15 protein-coding genes and 2 rRNA genes are annotated in these 15,693 nt (G+C 54.8%); 7 read left to right on the forward strand and 10 right to left on the reverse strand.

What is annotated here, in order from left to right; translation table 11 throughout:
• Nucleotides 1-23: 23 nt before the first annotated feature.
• Both ACLI1Q_RS11430 and ACLI1Q_RS11435 read left to right on the forward strand, forming a co-directional pair.
• Nucleotides 24-656: a DUF6474 family protein gene (locus ACLI1Q_RS11430; RefSeq protein ID WP_023018162.1), complete on the forward strand. Its 633-nt coding sequence runs from the start codon at nucleotides 24-26 to the stop codon at nucleotides 654-656.
• Between the two features lie 189 nt (nucleotides 657-845).
• Complete coding sequence (locus ACLI1Q_RS11435; RefSeq protein ID WP_284772305.1) at nucleotides 846-1,157, forward strand: histone-like nucleoid-structuring protein Lsr2; 312 nt, start codon at nucleotides 846-848, stop codon at nucleotides 1,155-1,157.
• A gap of 1 nt (nucleotide 1,158) precedes the next feature.
• Here the strand turns inward: ACLI1Q_RS11435 and ACLI1Q_RS11440 are convergent, their stop codons facing one another.
• Together ACLI1Q_RS11440 and ACLI1Q_RS11445 are read right to left on the reverse strand one after the other, a co-directional pair.
• On the reverse strand, nucleotides 1,159-1,797 hold the full coding sequence (locus tag ACLI1Q_RS11440; protein WP_023029700.1) for a response regulator: 639 nt from the start codon (nucleotides 1,795-1,797) through the stop codon (nucleotides 1,159-1,161).
• Between the two features lie 37 nt (nucleotides 1,798-1,834).
• Nucleotides 1,835-2,998: a sensor histidine kinase gene (locus ACLI1Q_RS11445; RefSeq protein WP_284849695.1), complete on the reverse strand. Its 1,164-nt coding sequence runs from the start codon at nucleotides 2,996-2,998 to the stop codon at nucleotides 1,835-1,837.
• Between ACLI1Q_RS11445 and ACLI1Q_RS11450 the strand changes: the two genes are divergently transcribed.
• On the forward strand, nucleotides 2,997-3,527 hold the full coding sequence (locus ACLI1Q_RS11450) for a DUF2020 domain-containing protein (RefSeq protein WP_284772303.1): 531 nt from the start codon (nucleotides 2,997-2,999) through the stop codon (nucleotides 3,525-3,527). The two genes, ACLI1Q_RS11445 and ACLI1Q_RS11450, sit on opposite strands and share 2 nt — an antisense overlap.
• On the opposite strand, the gene ACLI1Q_RS11455 is transcribed toward ACLI1Q_RS11450, so the two are convergent.
• Nucleotides 3,524-3,676 carry a hypothetical protein gene (locus ACLI1Q_RS11455; protein WP_239269333.1) on the reverse strand — a complete coding sequence of 51 codons (153 nt, stop codon included), beginning with the start codon at nucleotides 3,674-3,676 and terminating at the stop codon, nucleotides 3,524-3,526. The two genes, ACLI1Q_RS11450 and ACLI1Q_RS11455, sit on opposite strands and share 4 nt — an antisense overlap.
• Entirely contained in the window at nucleotides 3,676-4,338 is a 663-nt protein-coding gene (locus tag ACLI1Q_RS11460) for a class E sortase (protein ID WP_284849696.1), read from the reverse strand. The genes ACLI1Q_RS11455 and ACLI1Q_RS11460 overlap by 1 nt, the downstream gene beginning before the upstream one ends.
• 35 nt (nucleotides 4,339-4,373) lie before the next feature.
• On the opposite strand from ACLI1Q_RS11460, the gene yidC reads away from it, so the two are divergent.
• The gene (gene yidC, locus ACLI1Q_RS11465) at nucleotides 4,374-5,318 is read left to right on the forward strand and encodes a membrane protein insertase YidC (RefSeq protein ID WP_239269335.1); all 945 of its coding nucleotides are present in this window, start codon (nucleotides 4,374-4,376) and stop codon (nucleotides 5,316-5,318) included.
• Here yidC and ACLI1Q_RS11470 read toward each other — a convergent pair.
• From ACLI1Q_RS11470 to ACLI1Q_RS11480, 3 genes are all read right to left on the reverse strand, one after another.
• Nucleotides 5,275-5,883, reverse strand: a complete 609-nt coding sequence (locus ACLI1Q_RS11470) for a TetR/AcrR family transcriptional regulator (RefSeq protein WP_005279669.1) — start codon at nucleotides 5,881-5,883, stop codon at nucleotides 5,275-5,277. The genes yidC and ACLI1Q_RS11470 overlap by 44 nt on opposite strands.
• 78 nt (nucleotides 5,884-5,961) lie before the next feature.
• Nucleotides 5,962-6,213 carry a GlsB/YeaQ/YmgE family stress response membrane protein gene (locus tag ACLI1Q_RS11475; RefSeq protein ID WP_005285357.1) on the reverse strand — a complete coding sequence of 84 codons (252 nt, stop codon included), beginning with the start codon at nucleotides 6,211-6,213 and terminating at the stop codon, nucleotides 5,962-5,964.
• Between the two features lie 179 nt (nucleotides 6,214-6,392).
• Entirely contained in the window at nucleotides 6,393-7,292 is a 900-nt protein-coding gene (locus tag ACLI1Q_RS11480) for a universal stress protein (protein WP_239269338.1), read from the reverse strand.
• 120 nt (nucleotides 7,293-7,412) lie between these two features.
• Here ACLI1Q_RS11480 and ACLI1Q_RS11485 point away from each other — a divergent pair, with 120 nt between their 5' ends.
• Nucleotides 7,413-8,465, forward strand: a complete 1,053-nt coding sequence (locus tag ACLI1Q_RS11485) for a pseudouridine synthase (protein WP_411697151.1) — start codon at nucleotides 7,413-7,415, stop codon at nucleotides 8,463-8,465.
• Nucleotides 8,466-8,484: 19 nt separating this feature from the next.
• On the opposite strand, the gene ACLI1Q_RS11490 is transcribed toward ACLI1Q_RS11485, so the two are convergent.
• The gene (locus ACLI1Q_RS11490; RefSeq protein WP_349838040.1) at nucleotides 8,485-8,703 is read right to left on the reverse strand and encodes an IS3 family transposase; all 219 of its coding nucleotides are present in this window, start codon (nucleotides 8,701-8,703) and stop codon (nucleotides 8,485-8,487) included.
• Nucleotides 8,704-8,896: 193 nt separating this feature from the next.
• Between ACLI1Q_RS11490 and istA the strand changes: the two genes are divergently transcribed.
• The gene (istA, locus tag ACLI1Q_RS11495; protein ID WP_239275901.1) at nucleotides 8,897-10,531 is read left to right on the forward strand and encodes an IS21 family transposase; all 1,635 of its coding nucleotides are present in this window, start codon (nucleotides 8,897-8,899) and stop codon (nucleotides 10,529-10,531) included.
• A 2-nt stretch (nucleotides 10,532-10,533) separates the two neighbouring features.
• Complete coding sequence (locus ACLI1Q_RS11500; protein WP_349837246.1) at nucleotides 10,534-11,331, forward strand: ATP-binding protein; 798 nt, start codon at nucleotides 10,534-10,536, stop codon at nucleotides 11,329-11,331.
• 914 nt (nucleotides 11,332-12,245) lie between these two features.
• On the opposite strand, the gene rrf is transcribed toward ACLI1Q_RS11500, so the two are convergent.
• Nucleotides 12,246-12,363 (reverse strand): 5S ribosomal RNA (rrf, locus tag ACLI1Q_RS11505).
• A 147-nt stretch (nucleotides 12,364-12,510) separates the two neighbouring features.
• Nucleotides 12,511-15,587: ribosomal RNA gene (locus tag ACLI1Q_RS11510) — 23S ribosomal RNA — on the reverse strand.
• Nucleotides 15,588-15,693: the final 106 nt, after the last annotated feature.

A 15,693-nucleotide genomic window follows, 5' to 3' on the forward strand; every position in this document is an offset into this window, starting at 1 on the left:
TCGATCGAACGTAAGGGAAAATAATGAGTATCCTCAAGAAATTGAAAAAGGCTCGCCAGGAAGCACGCGCGCAGGCCAAAGCGGCGAAGGCGCGCGCCAAGGCTGAGGTAAAGGCCCAGTCGAAGGATCGTCGCCGCCAACAAAAGCTCCTTGCCAAGCAAGAAAAGCATCTTCTTAAGACCGAAGAAAAGGGTCTCAAAAAGCGCCGTAAACACGAACAGAAAATGGCGGAAAAAGAACTGGAAAAGTTGCGCGAGGGCCACTTTAATGCCGGCAAGGTCAAGCGCTATGCCGGCGCACTGCGCACCGCCGCCCCGCTTTTGCTTCCCCTCGTTTATCGCGCATTTGTGGGCCTTAAGTCCGAAAAAGAAAAGCGCAAGGCCCACAAGGCGGGCGTAAGTTCTGCAGAAATGGCCTCCTTTTCCGGCTACGGCGCGCCGCTCAAGGCCCGCACCGCCGGCATCCGTAATTCCCTCAAGGACGTAGATCTGCCCGCCGGCTTCAAGCGGGACGTGCGCGAGCGCCTCGAAGAGGTTGATGCCGCGATCGATAACGCCGAATTCATGACGGAGCAGCAGCGCCGCCGCGCGCATAAGACCATTAGCGGAGAGATCGATTCCGTTACCGCGGAGATTCAACAGCGCCTGGGCGAATAATTTCTCCTCCGCCTCCCATCGCCGTTCACCTTTCTTTAAGGTAGCGGCGATATTTTTATACGTAAGCGCCAATAAGTAAATTTTTATTGTCTATTAATTTCTACACTGGTAGAATTCATTTAAAGTTAATTCAGATTCCGAATTCCGGTATTAGGTAAACATATCTACGCAATAAACCAGGGAGGTATTATGGCACGCCGCGAAATCACGCAATTTTATGATGACCTTGATAATAAACTCATTGGTGAGGATGAATTAGAAGTAGTCCGCTTCAGCGTCAATGGGCACAGCTACATCATGGATCTATCCCGCGATAATGCCCGCCGCTTCCACGAGGCAATCGCCCCCTTTGTCGAGGCCGCACATGCCGCCCCCGATGCGGAATCCCCACAGGCCGATCCGCGCAAGGTCCGCGAATGGGCGCAAAAGCAGGGCCATGACGTAGCGCGCCGCGGCAAGATCCCCCAGAACATCATCGACGCTTACAACGCGGCCCACTAGATTAGAGCACGCCCTGTTCCCTGGCGGCCGCCACCGCGGAGGTGCGCGAGCGCACGCCCAATTTGTCATAAATGTGCACCAGATGGGATTTCACCGTGGCCTCAGAAAGCATGAGGTCCTGGCCAATCTGTCGGTTCGAGGCCCCCGCCGCCACCAGTTGCAGCACCTCTAGCTCGCGCGGGGTCAGCGAGGTGCGGGGCGTGCGGACCCGGGTCATGAGGCGATCGGCCACGATGGGCGAAAGTGCCGAGTCCCCCTCCGCGGTAGAATGGACGGCATCCAAAAGCTCCTGCGGCGGGGCATCTTTTAGGAGGTAGCCCACCGCGCCTGCCTCGATGGCGCCGAGGATATCCGCATCGGTGTCGTAATTGGTGATGACCAGCACCTTGGGCGGCGTGCTCATGGAGGAGCGAATCTGCGCGGTAGCTTCGACGCCACCCATCACGCGCGTTCCTTCCAGGCCCGCCCCGAAGCGCAGGTCCATGAGGATGACATCGATACCGCCTGCTTGCGCCGCGGACACCGCCGCCTCCGCCGTCGCGACCTCGCCCACGACGTCGATGTCTTCTGCGCCTTCGAGCACCGAACGCAGCCCCAGCCGCACGATCTCGTGGTCATCTGCCAAAAGGACCCGAATCACGACATCCCTCCTATCGATGTTTTTCTCAACCAAAAGTTTAATCTACCGCCTTATCCAAGGGCATACTAACTGACACAGCCGTTCCCTCCCCCGGCGCGGATTCTATGACCACATCGCCGCCCAGCTCCTGCGCGCGGCGCCGCATGGCAGAAAGGCCAATATGCCCCAGGCCCGCCGGCGCGCTTTCCACCGTCGCGGGCTCAAAACCCTGCCCATTATCCACCACATCCACGCGCACCTCGTCGGTCTCATAGGTGACGGTGATCCGGGCGCGGCTGGCACCGGCATGCTTGACGATGTTCCCCACCGCTCCCTGTGCAATCCGCAATAACGCCGCCTCCACCTTCATCGGCAGTTGCTGCTCCGGGCCTTCGCTTTCCACCTCCACCTGGAAACCAGCCGTAGCGGCGAAGTTTTCCGCCATGCGCGTCAGCGCCGCCTCGAGGGACGTCTCCGTTAGCGTGGGAGGCTGCAGCGCCGCGATCATGGCCCGCGCCTCATGCAGGTTATCCGCGGCGGCCCGCCGCGCAAGCTCGATGCGCCGGCGGGCGGCAGGAATGTCTTCCTTATCAAGATCCCGGTCGGCGGAGTGCAGGAGCATCTGAATCGATGACAACCCCTGGGCCAAGGTGTCATGAATCTCGTGGGCGATGCGCTGGCGCTCAGCCACCATGCCGGCATCTCGTTCCGTGGCCGCCAACTGCGTGCGGGTTTCTATGAGCTCCCGGTTCATGCGCGATAGGGTGCGAAACGCATACGTAATCGCCACGGTGACCAGCGCCGAGACCGCCGGGCCCATCACCCCGCCAAAGGTCAGGCCTCCCGGTATCTGCACCACGATGGTGAGCACGGTAGCGCCAATCACACACAAGATACCTGCAGTCATATCCAGCACGGTCAGGTACAAAAAGTACATGACGAATACCAGGTAGATGGCGGCGGGAGCCACGAATAGATCCGCGCCCCATAACACCGTGAGGATGCTTATCCACAGGTAGTGCATGGGCCGCGGCCACTGCTCCGCATAGATCGATCCCGCAAAGTAGACGGCCGCGAACCCCACCAATAGCAATAGGTTGATAAGGGACTGGGATAGCGGCATTTTCACCGAGGTAAAAATACCCACCACCAACAGGACCGCCGTTAAGAAGTGGATACCGGTGCGCAGCGCATCGGTATCCCGATCTAGTGTGGAGCTCATGCGCAAAAGCCTACTTGTCCTTCTCACACTGACCGGAATAGGGATCGCGGGATGCCAGACCGAGCAAGCAGACCAAGCCGAACCGGGAGACGAGGTGGCATCGGAAAGCGCCGCCATCAACGTGGAACAGACCGCAGAGGTCAACGAATGGAGCGATTGTCCTTATATCGCCCCCGGCTGGTTAGAAAATACCAATGGTGAGCGCCTTACCAAGCAGGGCATCGACACGCGCTTTCCCACCCCCGCGTGCGTCTTCTGGTCCTATCAGGACCACCCGCAAGCTACCGTCATCGTGCGCGAAATGCCCACCGTAGAAGACGCCCGCGCCGCGGTGGATTGGGCAGCGCCAATCGATGCCACCGAGCCCGCCTCCTTTGCAGGCTGGGAAGGCGGACGGGGCATCATCAATGAGCAGGCCGTCTATGCTGTGCAAAAGGACACCCACGCGGTGCTGGTGTGGAGCAATCAGCAACAGACCTTCAAGTCCGAGCAGATTGCCCAGGAAGCCATTGCCAATTTAGGGCTTTAAACCGCGACGTCGTTATAGGGCATCATCGGCGACACCCAGGGGAATACGACCTCCATGAGGAGGAAGAACACTCCCACCACAATGGCGATGGCGAGTAGCGCCTTCACTGGCTTCGGCCCTGGCAATAGATTCCACAAAGCGCGATACATTACTTAGCTTCCTTTCCAACTTCCATCGCGTGCACGATCATGCGCTCGGCGTTGGAAAATTGTGGGTGACAGGTAGTCAGAGTCAGCATTCCCTGCGTGGGATCCGCTTCAGTTCCCGGCACGGGGTCGATCACTGAGACATCGCCAGGCGTGGTGATGTGCCTGCCGGCAACATGGCTATATTCATCAGGTACCTCATCGAAGCAATCCGCATGCTCGCCATCGATGGGCAGCACCTTGTAGGTAATCTTTTCCGTTTGGGTTTCGATGATGATGTCATCGCAGGTGTGCAAAGAACCCAAATCATTAAATGGGGCACCCTTGCCCACGCGGTGCCCAGCCACCGCAAAATTTCCCGTCTCACCTGGCATTTGTGTGTCCTCATAGTGGCCCGGGCCGCGTAAAAGATCATCGTCGTCCGTGCCTTGGATGATGGCAAAGTGATAATCCGAGCCAAAGGCCGGGATGTACATCTGTGCGAAGGCATCTCCCAAATCTGGGTTCATTTTCTCCCGGGGATTGCGCCACTGCTCTTCTAATTTTGCATTAGCTTCATCTTGTAAGCGCCCTGATTCCACATTCGTCCAATAGGCTTCATAGAATGCAAATAGAACTAAAACCAAACCAATGGTTAGCATGAGTTCGCCCAGAACTTTTGTCATGTCCTAAACCATACTTCCTCACCGAAAGGAAAACCATGTTCGAGTTCTTCATGTACCCGGTTTCCGGAATCATGAAATTCTGGCATTGGCTGATCAGCGGCTTCGTTGATGAATCCGCTGCGTGGCTTGTCTCCATTTTCCTTTTGGTGCTCACCGTGAGGGGCATCGTCATCCCCCTCAACTGGATGTCGCTGCGCTCCGCACGCATCGGCGTTCTCATGCGGCCGGAGAATAACGATATCTCCAAGGAAATGAACCAGGCCAGTACCAAAGAGGAAATGGCTGCGCTCATTAAAAATCAGCAGGACCTCATGAAGAGCTATAACTACAAACCTGCTGCTGGCTGCATCCCACCGCTCATCATGATTCCGGTTTTCATTGGTTTGTACCAAGTGATCCTTCGGATGTCGAAGATCGATCAGGACTCAAAGACCGTCGGCATGCTCAATGCTGACGACGTCGCCGCCTTTCGTGAAACCACTTTCTACGGCGCCCCGATCACTGATTTCGCCCGCGAACACGGCGATCTCCTCAATCCCGTCCTTATTGCGGCAATCGTCTTTACCATGGCGAATTCCATCATCGCCCTCATCCGCAGCTTCCGCACCACGCAATTCGATCTCAAACTGAACCGCCGCATATTCATTTTCATGGGCATCTTGCTCATCATCGTGCCCTTCTTCCTCTGGCATTTGGCTCATAATGGCCCCATTCCCGTCGCAATCATTATTTATTGGGGCTGTGCATATTGGATCACCCTCATTCAGACGATCATCTTCGAAATCATGCTGCGCGAGTTCTACCCGCTTACAGATGAAGTGAATGCGATGCGTCGCGAGAGCCTGCAAAATTGGCGGAATAAAGAAAAACAACCCGCTCTTTCCAAGGAGGAGAAAAAACGGGTCAACCGGCTGCGCATTGAGGCGCGCAAGTACCTTAAATCGAATAATCAGCAGGAGGAGCCGAAAGCATCTGAGTAGCCAGCTCGCGGGCCGTATATAGGGGCCCGGCTTCCTTGGTCAAGCGGGCTCCGGCAAGACCGCCATCGAGGAAAATTAAGAGCTGGCTTGCTTGGGAGGCCGAAGGATAGCCGTTGCGCTCCGTCAACAGAGCCGTCAGGGTGGAATGCACCCAATTGCGATGCTGCATGCAAGCCGCGACGATGCCACGCTCCGAATCCGTTTCAGGCCGCGGGTACTCGCCCGCTGCATTCAAGAAGTGCGAACCGCGAAAACCTTCTTCCGGCTCTTCCTCGATGACCTTGTCAAAAAAGGCCAAGATCTTCTGATCCGGATCCTGCATGGCAGCCGTCCGCTGTTCCCAGTCCTGGCGGAACTGCTCGTCCAAAGATTCTACGTAGGCAATGACCAAGGCATCCTTGGAGCCAAACAAAGAGTATAGGGATGCCTTGGCCACATCCGCTTCGCGCAAGATTCGGTCAATACCGATGACGCGAATGCCCTCAGTTTTAAAGAGCTTTGTTGCAGATTCCAGCAATCGACTCCGCGGGCTGGGGCGATTGCGGCGCGACTTCTTCTCTGCCATGGATTCCTCTCTACAACGACAAAACCGGTTCATCTACACTTTATAGACAAACCGGTATGTACGCTAATTATATGCGGACTATTGCTTCACTTTGTCCACAATCCACAGCAAAATACAAGCACCCGCGGTGGCCGCGACGATGGAGAAGATCCACCCACCGCTAGCCTCAATATTCAGTAGCTGGATGATGATGCCACCGATGAGGCCACCGACAACACCTACTACCAGGTTGGTGAATAACCCGTGGTCACGCTTCATAATCTTCTCTGCCAGCCAACCGGCGATGATACCAACAATGATCGAGGTGAATAGACCCAAACCTAGTCCCATGATTTCCTCCTAATATAAACGTATCGAATACTAACCAGTGTAAACCCCTGTGACTCAAGTAGGGATAACAAATACGACACATTTGTATAGCCAAGTGGCTCTAAAACGCCAGAAGCGCTCCACTTCCTAGCTGCAAAAGCTGGGAAGAAGAGCGCTGGGAAGTCAGGCTAGCGAAAGATTTAGCCTTCGTCGTCTGGGCGTACCACCATCATCGGGCACGGTGCAGACTGCAGCAATGCGCGGGAGGTAGAGCCAAGGACCATACCCTTGAACCCGCCGCGGCCGTGGGAACCAACGACGAGAAGCTGCGCACCCTCGGCAGCCTCCGTCAGCGCGCGGACGGGGCGGTCACGGGTGATCTGCTTCTTCACCTCAACATCTGGGAACTCTTCGTGCGGTTCCTTCAGGTTTTCTTCCAGTACCTCGGTCTGCTCCTTTTCAATTTCTGCCCACTCAGATTGAGCCGCAGAAAGGCCGGCGAGGGATGCCTGGATTTGCATATCCATCCAAGTGTGCACGGCAACGAGGGCCGCGCCGCGGGCCTGGGCCTCGCGGAAAGCATAGGAGGTGGCCTTCTGAGAGACCTCGGAACCGTCCACACCAACGACAACTGGGCCGTACTTGGTGGAATCGGTGACATTATTATCTTCACGAACCACCACTACCGGGCAAGCGGCGTGGGAAACAACCGCAGCGGAAACAGAGCCCATGACCATGCCGGACAGGCCACCCATGCCGCGCGACCCCATCACGACCATGGTGACGTCATGAGACATCTCCAAGAGCATGTCGATGGGGGAGCCCTCTGCGATGGTGTGCCCAATCTTGAGCTCTGGGGCTACCTCGTGAGCGATTGCACGAGCTTCCTCGATCTTTTCCAGGGTCTCATCCTGCAAGTCATCGTAGAGGTCCTTCGGCGGGACCATACCTTCTGCATACAGGAACTGCGGTATGGTGTAGCTCGATGCGATGCGCAGGGGGATTTCCCTCTTCATCGCCGTATTTGCTGCCCAACGGACGGCGTTCTTTGAGGCGTCAGAGCCGTCGACGGCGACGACTACAATGTCTTCCTTAGCCATGATCTTTCCTTTCGGTGGTTATAACTTAATTATAGTACGGATTAGGCTTAATGGTTGACAGTTGCAGGATCAGAATTGGACGGAGAGAAAATTTCGAGGAGCATTCGGAATACGTCCCTTATCAGCGCGCCAATTCCGTCATTGAAAAAGGCCAGCACCTGGTCCGCGAGAGAATTAATATCCATGCCAAACACACTAATACATCACAAAAAAGGATTCAGCCCTTTGCCCATTAAAAATGGGCTCAACCCTACGCGCGTACGTACGCCGGAGGAAGGTCTCAGCACCTGGGATTTTCTCAGCGAAGTCATATCCTCCCAGCGTCATCGCCACCCCAATGATGATGCACAGGCACTGCGTGACCGATTCACCGCGGGCGAGGTAGTCCTGCGCGATCAAACTCCCCTAAAGCCAGGTAGCGTGCTCGGCAAAGATGTTGATGTCTTCTTCTACCGCATACCCGCCCCAGAAACACCCGTGCCCTATGACATCCCCATCATCTATGAAGATGACAACATTCTGGTAGCCGATAAGCCCCCATTCATGGCCACCATGCCGCGCGCCCGCCACATCGTCGAAACCGCCACCGTTCGCCTCCGCCGTTCCACCGGAAATAACGAGTTAGTGCCGGCACACCGCCTCGACCGCCTTACCTCCGGTCTCCTTCTATTCACCAAGCGCAAAGAGGCCCGCGGCGCCTACCAGTCCCTCTTCGCAGAAAAGAAAGTCCACAAGACCTACCAGGCGGTTGCGGAATTCCGCCGCTTGCCGACGCCCCTCCAATGGTCCTCCCGCCTAACTAAAACACCCGGCGAAATCCAAGGGCGAATAGCAGATGGTGAACCAAATGCTTTCACAACACTAGAATCGGTAGAACCCATTGATAAGGCCCCTTACGAAAAAGTTCACGGTTCACTAGCTGACCTCGGCATCTACACCCTCAAACCACAGACTGGGAAGACCCATCAATTGCGGCTGCACATGTGGCATGCAGGCGTACCGATCCTCGGCGATCCGGTTTACCCCACGATTTTCCCTGAGGAAGCTGAAGACATGTCCGTTCCCATGCACTTAACAGCAACGGACCTAGAATTCACGGATCCACTCAGCGGAAAGCCGCGTCATTTCATCTCAAGACTTCCATTGGCCACACACAAATTGCTTTATGCCTGAAGCGCCCCGAGTTTTGTTCCTAGTCATGTGCCTTAATTTCTATTATTCCCTGCTGCGGGTTCTGCTTCCGCAATTCGGTTTCCACCCCGGCTGGGATTCGGTATCCCAGGCTTTGGTGAAGCCTTACCTCGTTCCACCATGACACCCACTCAAACGTGGCGATTTCCACGTCGATAACGTCATTCCACCTGCAAGTATGGACGAATTCATCTATTGTGAGGGCCGTTAACGTTTTCAGCTAGAGCATCGTCATTTCAGTCGCCAACAATTCCGGTGGAAGCAGTGTGACGCGCGACGCTATTTAGTACCGGTAGGGCGGTATCGAGTACCGACCGGTGCGGATATCGGGTACCGGGGGTAGTTTTTAGGCACTCTTTAGTGGACGGCCCACGCAGTGTGTACGCGTGGGTCGCGTTCACGTGGAAGGAGTGATGGTGGTGACGGATTACCGTGCCATCATGTTTGCCTTGGTTGCCGGGAATCGTTCCTGGAACCAGATTCGAGCCGATTTAGGGGTCTCGAAGTCGACGATTGATAAGGCCAGTCGCGTTGTAAGGGACCATCGACTCGATGCTCGTGGGATTGCTGGATTGTCGAATGCCCAGTTAGAGGAGCTATTTCCGGATAACCGGCGTCGCAACGATGCGGAGTTCCTCGCACCGGATTTCAAAAAGGTTGCTGAGCGGATGGTCTCTGGCAAGCGCGTGACGTTGAAAGTCGCGCACGCCAAGTACCTGGAGTTCCCTGTTGGTACTGGTCAGCGTCATTATTCGTATCGACAGTACTGTTCGCTGTTTGAGCATTATGTCGATGTTCATCAGCTGTCAGCGCAACTGAATCACGATCCCGGTGACGAGCTCATGGTGGACTGGTCGGGCGATGGAATGGTCGTTGTGGATCCTGTCTCAGGCCAGCGGGTTACCGCGCACTTGTTTGTAGCTTCATTGCCGCACTCAGGAATGATGCATGTATCGGCGTGGCCGGATCAAAAAATGCGGTCGTGGCTTTTAGCCCACCGTGCGGCTTTGGAGTATTTCGGTGGTTGTCCGCTGCGGTTGATCCCGGATAACGCGCTCACAGCCACGCAACAGATTTCCTGTGGGCTGCGGGGGCGTATCCCGGTTGCGGAGTATTCTACATTTGCCGATTTCTATCAGATAGGTATTACTGCGGCGAAAGGCTACCGGCCGCGGTATAAGGCGAATGTTGAAAAGGCCGTGGATATTGCCCAGCAATGGTGCGTGGAATACCTCGACGACCAGGAGTTCTACAGTTTCGACATGCTCAATAAGGCCCTCGAGGACCAAAGCGATTTCATCAACGATCGCCGTCCCTTCCGCGGGCAGGATATCTCTCGTCGCCAGTTGTTTGAAGACCATGAGCAACAGCTGCTGCGCCCATTGCCCGACCGGCGGTGGTCGTGGTCGCGGTGGAAGAAGTCCAAGGTCGCAATGAACTACCACATCCGGATCGCCAATCACTGGTATTCAGTGCCGTGGAAGCTAGCGGGCAAGTTCGTCGACGTGCAACTTTTTGATGACTATCTGGATGTCTTCTACGACGGTGAGATTGTTGCTTCACATCGTATTGCCCCTGCTAATTATGGCTACTCCACCTTGGATGAGCATGTCCCCGACAACCATAAGGACTTAAACACCCAGTGGAACCGGCAACGCTTGGAAGACTGGGCGAAAAGTATTGGGACCGCGACAGCACAGCTCATCGGCCAGATGTTTAACGCTCGTAAAGTCGAAGCCCAAGCATATTCTAGCGTTCTGGGCGTACTGAACCTATCGAAGGATTACTCCCGAATCGAACTCGAACAAGCCTGTGGTCAGCTGTTATCGCGCAAAGCAGTCCCCAGCGTCAACAAAGTAGCCCAAGAGCTCAAGGATCTAAAACAGGCCGCAGCACAGGCGTATTTGCCCACCGATGTACCACTGTCGACGGCCATCGACACTACGCGTGCGCACCGCCAACAGCCCACGGCGGACACGCCGGACTCTGTGTCGCATGTACGCGGGGCCGGGGCGTTTGCCTTCACTGATAAAGAATGGAAGGTATAGCCATGGCTCTTACCGATGAAGACTTCGAACTGCTCGGTTCTCTTCGCGGGATGCGTGTGTTTGCCACGACGCTGCAGGAGATCGTCAACGATCCCAGTCGTGACTTGGACTCCTTTGAAGACAAGATCAAAGAAGCTCTCGATGCTCAGGTAGCTGCACGTGATTCGAAAGTAATCGAAAAACTCGTCAAAGCCGCCAAGCTACCCAACGCGCTTGCGGCTTTGGAACGCTTTGAAGCACACAGCAACCGAGGGATCACTCCAGACCGTATTGAGCGGTTAGCTACCTGCGACTGGATTACCTACGGCAGAGATCTAACCATCGTGGGAGCTACCGGCACCGGCAAAAGCTTCCTCGCCCAAGGCCTAGCCGTGGCTGCGTGCCGGCATAAACTAACCGCACGCTACTTTAGACTCGCCGACTTAGCCGACGAGTTCGACGCCACAGCCGACGCTGCCTATGAGCGCAAAGCCCTCCTTGAGGAACTGACAAAGCCGGCTGTGTTGGTCATCGACGACTTCCTGGCCACGGACGTATCTGCCTTCGCCTTAGCCCAGGTATTCAACCTCCTGGTCAAGCGGGAGCATTCCTCAACCGTCATCGTCAGCCAGCACGAGCCGGAATACTGGTACAGCGTCTTTAGTGAAAACGCGATCGCCGACGCTGTCCTATCCCGACTTGCAAACAACGGCAGCAAACTCACCCTCATCGGTGAAGACATGCGCACCCGTGACGACTTCCAAGAAGAAAGGGGAACACTTAGCAAACAGCTCAAGCAACGTCAACGGTCCAAACGATAAGCGGGGGTAAAACCGGCTACCGGGCGGCTACCGCCACCCCGGTACCTGGTACCGCCTTACCGGTCCCTAAAACAAGCCCGCGTCAAGCAGTGAGCCCGTGCTGGGCAAGACGCCCGTTGTAGACAACGCTGACATACTGCGAGCCGTGATCCGAATGGTGAATGAGACCTGTTGTTTCCCTCGCACACTTGGGTCGCGTGATTGAGAGCGTGCAGCGGTAATGCCTGAAGTGCGCATCGAGTCCAATAGCGCCCACCCAACTATCCGTCTCAGAACCTGAACTGCTCCCGATTAGTTGGACTGAGAAATCAGTTACCGATTAATGGGGAGTAGTTTTTATTGAGAGCTCGAAGTTCGCTGCCTGGGCTTTATCCTGCATGGCTTTTATGTGGGCACGTTTGCCGGTGCCGTACTTGGTGACCCGTGAATGTAGCCGATGCACGGTTGATTCCGAGCTCTGCTGATGCCGCGTTCAGCGAGAGATCCTCATTGTTTTCATAGAGGGCCACGGCATCGCGTTTGAACTGTTCGAAGTACCTGGACATGGTGGTAGATTACCAATCTTGCCAGCCCGACTGGGGTGGATATCAGGTGTCCACCAAAAAAGGTCAGGACCACTATTTTTTCCAAAATTCGTTCCCATGCTCATAGACGTACTATTAATTTCATAGCTCCGTGGTCATCAGTCCCGGAAAGATCGTCTTACTAGCTAACTAGCTGAGTGAAGAGTGCTTATGGGTGTGATGGTAAAACCCTGCTGTAGACCGGACCAGCCTGGTTACCGCCTGTGCAAGAGTTCTCATGAAATCCAGTATAGAAAACTCTGGGATCACACAGAAGAGGAGCAAGGCCACCAGTAAATTGGTAACCTTGCTCCTCTCGAAATAAACACTATTTTGTTGTTTGTTGTTTGGTGTCGGCGGTGACTTACTCTCCCACAACCTCCCGGTTGCAGTACCATCAGCGCGTACAGGCTTAGCTTCCGGGTTCGGAATGGGACCGGGCGTTTCCCTGTAGCTATAAACCACCGACAAACCTAAAAGAACACTACCCACCACTGCGTGTGGTGTTGTGTCAGATACTGCATAGTGGACGCGACACACAATAATGTGTTCATTTATTTGTTTACTCGCTTCACAAGTCCACCCAACATATCCAAACATTGTTTGGGTTGTTGTGGTGTGTTTGTTTTGGTCAATTAGTACCAGTAGCCTTCACACCTTACAGTGCTTCCAAGTCTGGCCTATCTACCCCATAGTCTTTAGGGGACCTCAAAAGAAACCTCATCTTAAAACAGGCTTCCCGCTTAGATGCTTTCAGCGGTTATCCCTTCCGTACGTAGCCAACCAGCGATACCCCTGGCGGGATAACTGGCACACTAGAGGTACGTCCGTCCCGGTCCTCTCGTACTAGGGACAGCCTTCTTCAAGTTTCAACGCGCGCGGCGGATAGAGACCGAACTGTCTCACGACGTTCTGAACCCAGCTCGCGTGCCGCTTTAATGGGCGAACAGCCCAACCCTTGGGACCTACTCCAGCCCCAGGATGCGACGAGCCGACATCGAGGTGCCAAACCATCCCGTCGATATGGACTCTTGGGGAAGATCAGCCTGTTATCCCCGGGGTACCTTTTATCCGTTGAGCGACACCACATCCACAAGTAGGTGCCGGATCACTAGTCCCGACTTTCGTCCCTGCTCGACATGTCTGTCTCACAGTCAAGCTCCCTTGTGCACTTACACTCACCACCTGATTGCCAACCAGGCTGAGGGAACCTTTGGGCGCCTCCGTTACATTTTGGGAGGCAACCGCCCCAGTTAAACTACCCACCAGGCACTGTCCCCAACCCAGATCATGGGCCAAGGTTAGATGCTCAATCCGATCAGAGTGGTATTTCAACAACGACTCCACCACCACTAGCGTGATGATTTCACAGTCTCCCACCTATCCTACACAAACCGAACCAAACACCAATACCAAGCTATAGTGAAGGTCCCGGGGTCTTTTCGTCCTGCCGCGCGTAACGAGCATCTTTACTCGTAATGCAATTTCACCGGGCCTGTGGTCGAGACAGCAGAGAAGTCGTTACGCCATTCGTGCAGGTCGGAACTTACCCGACAAGGAATTTCGCTACCTTAGGATGGTTATAGTTACCACCGCCGTTTACTGGGGCTTAAATTCTCAGCTTCGCAACCACAAAGGTTACTAACCGGTCCTCTTAACCTTCCAGCACCGGGCAGGCGTCAGTCCATATACATCAACTTAACGTCTTCGCATGGACCTGTGTTTTTGATAAACAGTCGCTTCCCTCTATTCTCTGCGACCCCACAACACTCCAGCAGCTAGTGCCTTCACGTCACAGGGCCCCCCTTCTCCCGAAGTTACGGGGGCATTTTGCCGAATTCCTTAACCACAGTTCACCCGAACGCCTTAGTATCTTCAACCTGACCACCTGTGTCGGTTTAGGGTACGGGCCATACACACACTCGCTAGAGGCTTTTCTCGACAGTACAGGATCACCACCATCAACCCCTTTAGGGTCTACGCATCACGCCTCAACCACATGTGCGGCGGATTTACCTACCACACGGCCTACACGCTTACACCACCAATCCACTAAGTGGCGCGGCTACCTCACTGCGTCACCCCATCACTTGAACCACACATCAGGCCCCACGACATCAACACCACCAACACTCAAAGAATGCTAGGTAGCGTATCCGCAGTGGTTAGTATCAGTGCTTCATCATGGGCGCACATGTACGGGTACCAGAATATCAACTGGTTATCCATCGACTACGCCTGTCGGCCTCGCCTTAGGTCCCGACTCACCCTGGGAAGACGAACTTGACCCAGGAACCCTTAGTCATCCGGCGGTAAGGATTCTCACCTTACAATTCGTTACTCATGCCTGCATTCTCACTCGCACACAGTCCACGCCTCCTCACGGTAACGCTTCCACCCATGCACGACGCTCCCCTACCCAAACAACAAAAACTGTTGCTTGCCGCGGCTTCGGCGGTGTACTTGAGCCCCACTACATTGTCGGCGCAGAACCACTCGACCAGTGAGCTATTACGCACTCTTTCAAGGATGGCTGCTTCTAAGCCAACCTCCTGGCTGTCTTCGCGATCCCACATCCTTTTCCACTTAGTACACCCTTAGGGGCCTTAACCGGCGCTCTGGGCTGTTTCCCTCTCGACTATGAAGCTTATCCCCCACAGTCTCACTGCCGCACAACACAATTGATGGCATTCGGAGTTTGGCTGACATTGCTAAGATTGTAGTCCCGCTCAACCAACCAGTCGCTCTACCTCCACCAAGCTAATACGACGCTGCACCTAAATGCATTTCGGGGAGAACCAGCTATCACGGAGTTTGATTGGCCTTTCACCCCTACCCACAGCTCATCCCCGCAGTTTTCAACCTACGTGGGTTCGCGCCTCCACAACCTCTTACAGCTGCTTCACACTGGCCATGGGTAGATCACCCCGCTTCGGGTCCAGGACATGCCACTAACCACCCCATTAGGATTCGGTTTCCCTACGACTACCCCACACGGGTTAACCTCGCGACATGCCGCTGACTCGCAGGCTCATTCTTCAAAAGGCACGCCATCACACACACAAGGTGCTCTGACGGATTGTAAGCACATGGTTTCAGGAACTATTTCACTCCCCTCCCGGGGTACTTTTCACCATTCCCTCACGGTACTATCCACTATCGGTCACACTGAGTATTTAGGCTTACCGGGTGGTCCCGGCAGATTCACAACAGATTCCACGAGCCCGTTGCTACTCGGGAACCCAACAACCCCCACATCATCATCTTCAGCTACAGGACTCTCACCTACTCCGGTAGATCATTCCAAACCACTTCACCTAACAACAATGCGAAAAAGGGCGTGCCACTGGTAGATGACACAAAGCTAGGCCCCACAACACCGCACACACAACCCCTACCAGGTATCACATGCACACGGTTTAGCCTCATCCACGTTCGTTCGCCACTACTAGCAGAATCATTATTATTTTCTCCTCCTACGGGTACTGAGATGTTTCACTTCCCCGCGTAACCCCCACAACAGCTATGAATTCACTGAAGGGTAACCCCACATAACCAGGGCCAGGTTTCCCCATTCGGACATCCTCGGATCAACGCTTTATTGACAACTCCCCGAGGCTTAACGCAGCCTTACACGTCCTTCATCGGCTCAGCATGCCAAGGCATCCACCATGCGCCCTCAATAACGAACACACCAACCACCACACACAAACCACACAACCAACAAAAAGCCATGCAGCCACATGCGGTAGCAACAAGTGAACTTGACAAAATAAACAAAAAAGAAAAATCACATCAC

The sequence above is a fragment of the Corynebacterium limaceinasi genome (assembly GCF_046717465.1).
Taxonomy (GTDB): domain Bacteria; phylum Actinomycetota; class Actinomycetes; order Mycobacteriales; family Mycobacteriaceae; genus Corynebacterium.